Here is a 6,672-nt window from a genome sequence, read left to right as displayed (position 1 = left end):
CTAGGGCCGATCGACATTCAGGATTCCCGAGAGGTTAAATCGCTGATTCATAGGGTTCCGTGATTTGCACGGAACATGTGTTGGCGATGAAGCTACGAATTGAATGAGGCACAGTGGGTGAAGATTTCTCCGCTGCTGCCGGGCAAGGCTAGCGATGCAGGTCGCACAGCGTCCGATAACCGCCTGTTTGTGAACGGCTGTTTGTGGGTTCTGCGCTCGGGTGCTCATTGGTGCGACCTGCCGGAACGGTACGGCAAGTGGAAACGGTGCACCGGCGGTTCAGCCGCTGGTGCCATGGGGGGCTGGGAACGCGTGTTCACGGCCCTGACGGCAGAGCGGGATAATCAGTATCTGATGATCAACAGCACCATCGTTCGCGCTCACCAGCAGGCCGCAAGCGGAAAAGGGGGGCAAAGATCAGGCGATGGGGCGTTCCCGAGGTGGGCTGACCACGGAGATCCATATGCTGGCCGATGCACTCGGTCGCCCGCTCTGCTTCATCATCACAGCTGGACAGGCTGGCGACGTCACCCAGGCACCTGCCTTGCTCCACGGCCAGACCGGCGAAGCCGTGCTTGCCGACAAGGCCTATGACAGCAACGCTCTGCGCGCGATCATCGTCAATATGGGCGCAACAGCGATCATACCATCAAACCGAACCCGCAAGGTCATCATCCCGCACGACATCAACGCCTACAAGCAGCGCAATCGGATCGAGCGTTGCTTCTGCCGTTTCAAACACTTCCGGCGCTTCGCCACACGCTATGACGGACGAACCTCGCACTTCGCTGGCTTCATCCACCTCGCCGCCGCAATGATCTGGAGCGAGTGAGTGTCGATCGGTCCTAGGCGCCGGCGATCAGATCACGCTCAGGAATGTCCATCTTGAGACGCTTAAGGCTGACCTATTCTATATTTAACGACTTCGTGATACACTGCAGTTGGCTGAAGAGTATCCAACATGGCTGAGCTCGCGCCTTTTGAGATGCGGCTGGCAACATCGCGCTGACCGCGCTAGTAGATGGACTTTGCAAACGGTGGATCAACTATGAGCCCAGACTTGGTCGCGATACTTGTGTGCCCGGTTACGAAGAGTTCACTGAGATATGATCCGGCGAAACAAGAATTAATATCCAGTTCGGCCGAGCTTGCTTATCCTATCCGAGATGGCGTTCCCATCATGCTTCCAGAAGAGGCGCGGAAACTTGCCGGCGACGAACTAGGCTCCTGAGGCCTCCCTCTCAGTCATGAAGGTGGATTTATTAAGCGATCAGATTCTCCCAGCCTCCTGGCCCGAACCGGATCAGGTTAGGCCGGTCGTCGTCCCCGCCGAGCTGCAGTACCTTTTCGCGATTGAACCCGAGCATGTAGGTCGTCCGCCGCGGTCGACGACGGTTTGATAAACGCGGTGCCCCCAGTACTCGATTTGCAGTCGCTGCTCCCCTGTAGGAGCCGGTGCGGGTGAGCTGGCCGGCGGTCAACGCTGGCCTCCGCCAACCGTATACGATAAAAGATCAAGGATGCTATAGCAAAACTCCAGCATGCGCCCACGCATAGCTCGTGCGCTATCTGGTGGATTCAGCGCGATTTGGCAAATCCCGAAACCGGTGCTTCGATCGAGTATGATCTACCATGATGTGCGGGATAAGCGCGCCGATCCGGGCACGCATCCCGTCGGCCTATAGTCCGTCGGCGATCTTCAGCAGATATCTTCCGTACGAACTTTTGCCGATCAATTTCCCTAGGGCAACCAGTTCATCACTGTTGATCCAGCCTAGATTGAATGCGATTTCTTCTGGACAGCAAATCTTGGATCCCTGCCGCTTTTCGATGACACGAACAAATTCCGCAGCGTCCAGCATATTGTCGGGAGTGCCCGTGTCGAGCCAAGCAAAGCCGCGTCCCATCTTCGTAACGTTTAGTTGGCCGCGTTCGAGATAAACGCGGTTAACGTCGGTGATTTCGAGTTCGCCTCGCGCTGACGGTTTTAGATTGGCCGCAATTTCGACCACGTTCTTGTCGTAAAAATACAGCCCGGTAACGGCCCAATTCGATTGTGGCTGTTGTGGCTTTTCCTCGATCGAAAGAGCGCGATCGGAGGCGTCGAACTTCACGACACCGTAGCTCTGGGGATCGCTGACATGATAGGCGAAAACCGTGGCTCCCTCGGTACGCTTCGAGGCGCCCTTAAGCAAATCCGTGAAATCATGCCCGTAAAATAGGTTATCTCCCAGAACGAGTGCGGAAGATTGCCCGGCGACGAAGTCAGCTCCGATAACGTAGGCTTGTGCCAATCCGTCAGGGCTCGGCTGTTCAGCGTAGCTAAAAGACATTCCCCACTTCGACCCGTCCCCTAGCAGGTACTGAAACTTAGGCAGGTCGATAGGGGTTGAAATAATCAAGATATCGCGGATTCCCGCCATCATCAGCGTGGCAAGCGGATAATAGATCAGCGGCTTATCATAGATAGGCAGCAGCTGCTTCGACGCGGCTATCGTCATCGGATGCAGCCGTGTGCCACTACCACCGGCCAGGATGATGCCTCTGGTAATTGAGCTCATGAGGGTACTCTTTCTTTGAAATCGCGCGCTACAAGCCGTTCAATCGTCGGTGGCAGCGATGCTTGCCACGGCGGAAGGCGAACGTGGTGAGATCGGGCGAGGCGGCTGTTGTCGAGCCTAGAGTTGAGGGGGCGCTTCGCTGGTGTTGGGTAGTCAGAGCTTGGAATGCGGTTGACGCGCGCTGAGGGGCCGCCAATCAAGCGAGATGCGGCGAAGATAGCTTCCGCAAACTCCGCCCAGTTGGTTTCCCCGCTGCTTGTCATATGAAAAACGCCTCTGAGACCCGTTGCCTTAGGCTCCATGACGAGGTTGCGAGCGACGCAAATGACTGTGTCGGCGATGTCGAACGCATTGGTTGGGCTGCCCCATTGGTCGTCAACGACGGACACTTCGTCACGAGTGCTAGCCAGTGAAAGCATGGTTCGCGCAAAATTCTTGCCGAACGGGCTGTAGATCCAGGCGGTACGGAGGATGGCGTGGTTGTTATTGGCCTCAGCGACAGCATGCTCTCCAGCTAGCTTGCTCTGGCCGTAGATGCTGGTCGGCCCGGTTGCGTCCTTCTCCCCATAGGGACGCTCTAGGTGGCCATCGAATACATAGTCCGTTGAGAGATGCACAATCGGCACGCCGAGGCGACGAGATGCATATGCCACTGCGCCGGCACCGAGCCCGTTCACGGTATATGCAATGTCTGGCTCTCGTTCGGCCAGATCAACGGCCGTGTAGGCAGCGGCGCTGATGACGGCATCGGGGAGCGTTGCCTTCAGCGCCGTTTCAATGCCTGCCGGATTTGCGAGATCGATCTCGGGGCGCCCGACCGCGACGACGTCTACGCCCGCAAGAGGACCACGCTCTAGAAGCGCTTGCACCACTTGGCCGTTTCGTCCGGTCACTGCAATCCGCATTGCGTCACTCGAAATGGACGGGAAGTTTTTTGAAAAAAGGTTGCCGCCTGTCCTTGTCCGACAATACCGCAGAGGTCGTCGATACCGGCCAATCGATAGCGAGATCTGGATCGTCCCAGGCAAGGCCCAAATCGTGTTCGGCCGAGTAAAAATTCGTCACTTTGTAGAGGACATAGGTGTTGGGTTCGAGCGTGCAGAATCCATGCGCAAATCCGACTGGGACCAGCAACTGTTTGCCATTCTCGGCCGATAGCGTCTCCGAAATCCACTTTCCATAAGTCGGAGAGGAGCGTCTGAGGTCGACGGCGACATCCAAAATGCTGCCACGCAGGACGCGCACGAGTTTGTCCTGCGCTGCCGGATGGCTTTGAAAATGTAAACCGCGAACTGTACCGGTATCCCTTGAGAGGGATTGGTTGTCCTGCACGAAGTCTTGATCGATACCATGTTCACGGAAACGCTGGCGATTATAAGTCTCGGTGAAAATGCCCCGTGCGTCCGCGAAAGACCTCGGAATGAGGATCTTTATATCCTCGATCGCCGCTGGTGTGACGGTTAGCATGATCTGTCCTTGAAATGCCCGTGAGGCTTTAAACCGCAACGCCCAACCGCTCTCCGCGATAGATGCCGGATCGCACTCTCTCCCACCAATGCGGGTTGTCGAGATACCATTTGACGGTCTGCCGGAGTCCACTCTCGAAGCTATGACGAGGTCTCCAGCCAAGCTCGCGTGCGATCTTGGCCGCATCTATGGCATAACGTGCGTCGTGGCCGGGACGGTCTGTTACGAATGTGACGAGTTTCTCGCGCGGACCAATTGCGTCATTCGGAGCGAATTCGTCGACCAACGCGCAGATGGCTCGGACGACCGAGATGTTCGTGTGCTCGTTGTGTCCGCCGATATTGTAGCTTTCGCCCAATGTCCCGTATTCTGCGACCTGCATCAGGGCCTCGGCATGATCTTCCACGTGCAGCCAGTCGCGAATGTTTTCGCCACTGCCATAGACGGGAAGCGGCTTTCCCTCGAGTGCATTGATGATTGTGAGCGGGATCAGCTTTTCGGGGAAATGATACGGCCCGTAATTGTTGGAGCAATTCGTCATCACAACAGGCAAACCATAGGTGTGGTGCCATGCGCGGACGAGATGATCGGATGCCGCTTTTGAGGCGGAATAGGGGGAGTTCGGCTGATACGCGGAGTCTTCGTAGAAGAAGCCGGTCGGTCCGAGCGAGCCGAACACCTCATCCGTTGAGATATGATGGAAGCGAAAATCTGCCTTGCGTTCAGGCGGGATGCCTCGCCAGTGCTCGAGCGCGGCCTGCAGGAGCGCATAGGTGCCGACGATATTGGTCTGGATGAACTCCCCTGGGCCGTCGATGGATCGATCGACATGACTCTCAGCGGCCAGATGCATTACGACGTCGGGTGAAAACTCCCGAAAGATACGCTTCATCGCAGCTAAGTCGACGATGTCAGCGCGTTCGAATGCGTAGCGGGAATCGGACGACACGGAACTCAAAGATTCAAGATTCCCGGCATAAGTCAGCTTGTCCACTACGACCACCATGTAGGGGGTCGTCTTGATGAGGTGACGCACAACGGCAGATCCAATGAAGCCTGCACCGCCTGTTATCAGAAATCGTTTCGTCATCACCGGGTGCCCGTGCTCGGAATACAGTCATCGTCATTGGCTAGAAGCAAGATCATGCGAATAGCGCCGCTTTCGGATAGAGTTGCTTACTGCCCTCGGGTCGGAATGCCAAGTCGCTACACGGGCGGTCATCTGCCCGAGGCGATCTGATCGAATCCGGCAACCTATGATAAGGCCTGTCCTACCCGAAGCTGGAAATGCTGCGATAGACGGTGCCGGGAGCGACCGCGCGGAGATTCTCGCAGTCGGCACCCAATTGGCCGAGATGCTCGAACTACGCCTGCCTTCCAGATCAAACCTCGAAAACGATAAGTATCTGATGTTATGTTTGTTTTCAGCATTCGTTTGTTTAGATGCAGGTTCTGAAAGTCCGAGCCATCTCGGGAGTCTCCGAGCTTCATATCACGGGCGTGTCGACGCTCTTGTTTGCGGGTTGGCGGAGGTTTTTGCAATCATAGGTTGATTTGAGGTGTGGGGCGTGCAGGCTTGAGCATTCGATCTCAGGCATTTATGTATTTTGGCCGATGTCAAAATGCGTCGCCATTGCCTTCGGTACATCGTGACCGGCAAATGCGCAGGGCGATCTCAGCTGAGGACGGCTGTCTTCGCGGAAAGCTCTAGCGCTGGGTTGATGGAAATGCAGAAGAGCTTGGTGATTGGTGCTTCCGGTATTGTGGGCGGCTATATTGTGGAGCAACTTGTTTGCTCGGGCCAGCGTCCGCAGGCGCTTTCGCGCGATTTGCGGCAGAGCGATCATGTTGACTGGTTGCAGGGGGATTTGACCGATCCGGCCGCGCTGAGGATTGGTGCGGTCGATCATCTCTATTGCACCGCCGAGATAGGTCTGTTGGCGGATGCTCTGCCACACGTCGCGATGCCGTCGTTGAAGCGTGTGGTGGCTTTCACGTCGACCAGCATTGTGACGAAGATCGATTCGAAGATCGCTTCCGAGCGAGTAATGTTGCGACGCTTGTCGGACGGCGAGCGTCGCTTGGGCGTGGTTTGTGCGCAACTTGGCATCGGCTGGACCATCCTGAGACCCACGGTGATCTATGCGGAAGGCCGGGACGGCAATGTCTCACGTTTGGCACGTCTCATTCAGCGTGTCGGATTCCTGCCGCTCATGGGGAATGGTGCGGGATTGAGGCAGCCTGTTCATGCGGAAGATCTTGCGATGGGTGCCATTGCCGCGGCGGCAAGCGATGCGGCCGTAAACAAGACTTATGCCCTGCCGGGAGGCGAAGTAATTAGTTATCGCGAGATGGCTGGGCGGATCTTCGACGCGCTTGGCAAGCCCCGCCGGATCGTATCGGCTCCGCCGACGGTTTGGCGGGTGGCTTTCGGTCTGGCTAAGCCGTTTTTTCCGCAGGCCAATGTGGCTATGGGCACCCGGATGTCGAAAGACATGGTGTTCGATCCCGGCCCCGCGACCAATGACTTCGGGTGGGCCCCGCGCAAGTTTCGCCCCCAGTTTGACTTGAGGGGCTAAAGCGACCAACCGGTGGATTTTCAGCACACAGTAAATGGTCTAAGAAACCGGCCTTCAGCGACAAA

General features: G+C 56.7%; 6 protein-coding genes and 1 pseudogene. 3 read left to right on the top strand and 4 right to left on the bottom strand.

Annotation, left to right across the window (positions count from 1 at the left end):
* Window positions 1-99 precede the first annotated feature (99 nt).
* Together CHC01_RS30890 and CHC01_RS30885 are read left to right on the top strand one after the other, a co-directional pair.
* Window positions 100-832 (top strand): annotated as a pseudogene (locus tag CHC01_RS30890) (IS5 family transposase).
* A 189-nt stretch (window positions 833-1,021) separates the two neighbouring features.
* Window positions 1,022-1,231 (top strand): Trm112 family protein, encoded by a 210-nt coding sequence (locus CHC01_RS30885; RefSeq protein WP_210421727.1) that lies wholly within the window; start codon window positions 1,022-1,024, stop codon window positions 1,229-1,231.
* 448 nt (window positions 1,232-1,679) lie between these two features.
* Here CHC01_RS30885 and rfbA read toward each other — a convergent pair whose 3' ends face one another.
* Genes rfbA through rfbB form a run of 4 tightly spaced genes read right to left on the bottom strand, consistent with a single transcriptional unit; the run spans window position 1,680 to window position 5,118 of the window.
* On the bottom strand, window positions 1,680-2,561 hold the full coding sequence (gene rfbA / locus CHC01_RS30880) for a glucose-1-phosphate thymidylyltransferase RfbA (RefSeq protein WP_089268160.1): 882 nt from the start codon (window positions 2,559-2,561) through the stop codon (window positions 1,680-1,682).
* Window positions 2,558-3,466, bottom strand: a complete 909-nt coding sequence (gene rfbD / locus CHC01_RS30875; protein ID WP_089268159.1) for a dTDP-4-dehydrorhamnose reductase — start codon at window positions 3,464-3,466, stop codon at window positions 2,558-2,560. The genes rfbA and rfbD overlap by 4 nt, the downstream gene beginning before the upstream one ends.
* 4 nt (window positions 3,467-3,470) lie before the next feature.
* Complete coding sequence (gene rfbC, locus CHC01_RS30870; RefSeq protein ID WP_089268158.1) at window positions 3,471-4,028, bottom strand: dTDP-4-dehydrorhamnose 3,5-epimerase; 558 nt, start codon at window positions 4,026-4,028, stop codon at window positions 3,471-3,473.
* Between the two features lie 28 nt (window positions 4,029-4,056).
* Window positions 4,057-5,118, bottom strand: a complete 1,062-nt coding sequence (rfbB, locus tag CHC01_RS30865; RefSeq protein ID WP_089268157.1) for a dTDP-glucose 4,6-dehydratase — start codon at window positions 5,116-5,118, stop codon at window positions 4,057-4,059.
* A gap of 637 nt (window positions 5,119-5,755) precedes the next feature.
* Here rfbB and CHC01_RS30860 point away from each other — a divergent pair.
* Window positions 5,756-6,607, top strand: coding sequence for an NAD-dependent epimerase/dehydratase family protein (locus tag CHC01_RS30860; RefSeq protein WP_089268166.1), 852 nt, complete (start codon window positions 5,756-5,758; stop codon window positions 6,605-6,607).
* The last annotated feature ends 65 nt before the right edge of the window (window positions 6,608-6,672 follow it).

It is taken from the genome of Tardiphaga sp. OK246 (assembly GCF_900188215.1).
Classification (GTDB): Bacteria; Pseudomonadota; Alphaproteobacteria; order Rhizobiales; family Xanthobacteraceae; genus Tardiphaga; species Tardiphaga robiniae.
The sequence above is the reverse complement of the archived record's forward strand: the minus strand, read 5'-3'. Positions and strand labels throughout refer to the sequence as shown.